Source organism: Stenotrophomonas sp. PS02289, from assembly GCF_029960115.1.
Taxonomy (GTDB): domain Bacteria; phylum Pseudomonadota; class Gammaproteobacteria; order Xanthomonadales; family Xanthomonadaceae; genus Stenotrophomonas.
This window is the reverse complement of the sequence record NZ_JASCOZ010000305.1, coordinates 1-2,505: the sequence shown is the minus strand read 5'-3', so window position 1 is coordinate 2,505 and position 2,505 is coordinate 1. Positions and strand designations below refer to the sequence as shown.

General features: G+C 66.2%; 2 protein-coding genes. Both read right to left on the bottom strand.

Translation table 11 applies throughout. The annotated features are described in order from the left end of the window. Positions 1–30: 30 nt before the first annotated feature. The gene (locus tag QMX83_RS21215; RefSeq protein WP_282298604.1) at positions 31–1,131 is read right to left on the bottom strand and encodes a hypothetical protein; all 1,101 of its coding nucleotides are present in this window, start codon (positions 1,129–1,131) and stop codon (positions 31–33) included. Next, on the bottom strand, positions 1,122–2,318 hold the full coding sequence (locus QMX83_RS21210) for a hypothetical protein (RefSeq protein ID WP_282298603.1): 1,197 nt from the start codon (positions 2,316–2,318) through the stop codon (positions 1,122–1,124). The genes QMX83_RS21215 and QMX83_RS21210 overlap by 10 nt, the downstream gene beginning before the upstream one ends. Positions 2,319–2,505 lie beyond the last annotated feature (187 nt).

Below are 2,505 nucleotides of genomic sequence, written 5' to 3'. Positions count from 1 at the left end.
GGTGGGTGCCGACCGTTGGTCGGCACGCCCTTAACGGACAGCCTTGACGTTCAATTCGTTGATCATCTGCTGCGCGCCCTTTTCCGAGGCGATCTGCAGCGCATTGGTGCGGGCCACGCTTTCGTCCGGGCCGGTACCGGAGAACTGCACCGGACCCACCGACGACACGGTGCGCGGGAACCGACCGCTCACGTCCAGCACCTTGCCGGTGACGGTGACGAACACGCGCACGTTGCCGCTGACCGGGTCGCGGTCACGCATGCCCACGTCCAGGGTGCCCACGGCCAGGTACGGAATGTTGGCGGCCTTGATGCCGTTGGCGGTATCGCGCAGGGTCGCGGCCGACAGGTCGTTGCCGGTGCTGAAGTCCTTGCGGATGCGCTCGATGCTGAGCAGGCCGCGACTTTCGCCTTCCACGTATTCCGCTTCCACCACTTCATAGCCGGCGGCGCTGAACGCACCGGTCATGGCGGTGTTGATCTCGTTGGCGTTGGAGACCTTCCAGGTGATGTTGTCGCTGCGGCGGGTGGTGCTGCCGCCGGTGGTCATCGAAGCCGAGGCGTTCTGGTTGATGCTGCCGCTGGTGCTGACCGAGTTGCCACGGAAGCTGTCGCCTTCGCGGGTCTTCTCGTCGTAGCTGACGCTGGCATCCACACGGCGGTATTCCTTGTCCTGGAACGACTGCGCGGTGTCCTGCGCACGTGCCATGAACAGGAAGGTCAGCAGCGAACGCTCGCTGGCGCGCGCGCCGGCGGTGGCCGAGCCGGCATCCAGCTTGGTCTGCAGCAAAGTGGTGTTGATCTCGGCACGGACGGTGACGGTGTAGGTCTTGGCCTTCTTGTCTTCGGTATCCGACAGCGGCACCGCGCTCAGCACGTAGCGGTCGATGTCACCGATGAACTCGTCGCGGCGTGCTTCGAACAGGCGCAGCTTGGCCGCACCGGATTCGGCGATGTACGCCTCCAGTGCGTTGACCTTGGCCTTGTTCAGGGCCTGGGCGCGGGTGTCGGCACTCAGGCGCAGGCCATAGCTGGCCGAACCGGTACCACGGGAACTGGCGGACTGTGCCGCGACAGGCGCGGCCACCATCAGTGCAATGAGAATCAGCAGTACGGCACGAATCAACGGCATGACTTGATCAACTCCTGGAGGGCTTGGGTCTGTTGCTGCAGCGGCTTGCCGCCGGGCTTCTGTTCGTTCAGCCAGCCGCGCGAATCCGCACGCTGGGCCGCCGCACCGGCGAAGGCGTCCAGCCCGGCCAGCACGGTTTCGTAGCTGGCCGACCACTGGTCAACCTGCCATTGCGTGACCGGCACCACCTTGGTCGCGCCCTTGCGCAGCGGCTGGTCGAAATAGACCTTGCCGGAGAACGGCTCCACCACCGACACGTTGAAGAACGCGCCGAACAGCATCGTCTTCACCGCCGGGGTTTCATTGATCACGCCGTGCTTCATGTCATTCAGGCTGAGCTTGATGACGTAGTCGGCTTCGGGAATCTTCAGCTGGTAGACCTTGCCGTCGGCAAAGCGCGCGGCCATCGCCCCGCCGATCGCCTGGCCGGTGGACGGCGGCAGCAGGCCGATGCCGGTGTTGGACGAGATCGCCTTGGACAGTTCATGCGCCAGGGTGGCGCGCAGCACCGGCTCCATGGCCGGGTCCGGCAGCTTGGCGCGGGCGGCGTCGCTCAGGGTCACGTCGCCGACCTGCAGGCGGCGCACCGAGGCGTCGGGCAGCTTGGCCGGGTTGAGCGTGGTGGCCAGCACCTGCGGCAGGCTGGTGGCGGCGTTGCCGTACAGCAGGTCGGCGATGATCGCGTCGACCTCGCTGGCATCCGGACGGTAGTCCTGCACGTCGATGCGCTGCAGGGTGATCGGATAGGAAGCGACGACCTGGCGTTCGCGGAAGTCGAAGAACAGCGCCTGCAGCGCCACTTCCACCAGCACCTTGTACTGGTCGCCAATGGGTTCCACCGAGACCAGTTCGCGGTCGAGCGCGGTGGCCAGCACAATGGCACTGGTGGTGCCGTCGAGCATGGCCAGCGGCTGGTCGATCAGCTCCAGCTGGCTGGGCTTCTGCGCGCTCAGGCGGGCCCAGAGAGCTTTGTTGAGGGTCGGCAGGCCGCGCGCTTCAAGCACGGCGGCAGTGCGCGGGGTACTGGCCTTCACCGCGCTCTGGTCGGCGGTGTAGGCGAAACCGGCCCAGTAGGCCTGTTGAGATTTGTCTGCGGCCTGCACGGCCCCGCTGGCGAGTACGACCACCAGCCCACACACCCACAGCCACGCGCCGCGCGCGCGCGTACGCTTCGTCCCTGAAACCATTGTCCCGCAGTCCTTATCGGTGAGACCCGGATGTTGGCCGGGTCAGATTTGTGAATGGGCGTCACAATACGCCGGTCCGGTGACAGGGGCAAGACGCGGTGTCGGGTACGGGCCGTTCGGGGATCGCGCAGCCACGCAGGGCGTGGCTCTACGGCAGTCCCGGATTCCGTAGAGCCACGCCCTGCGT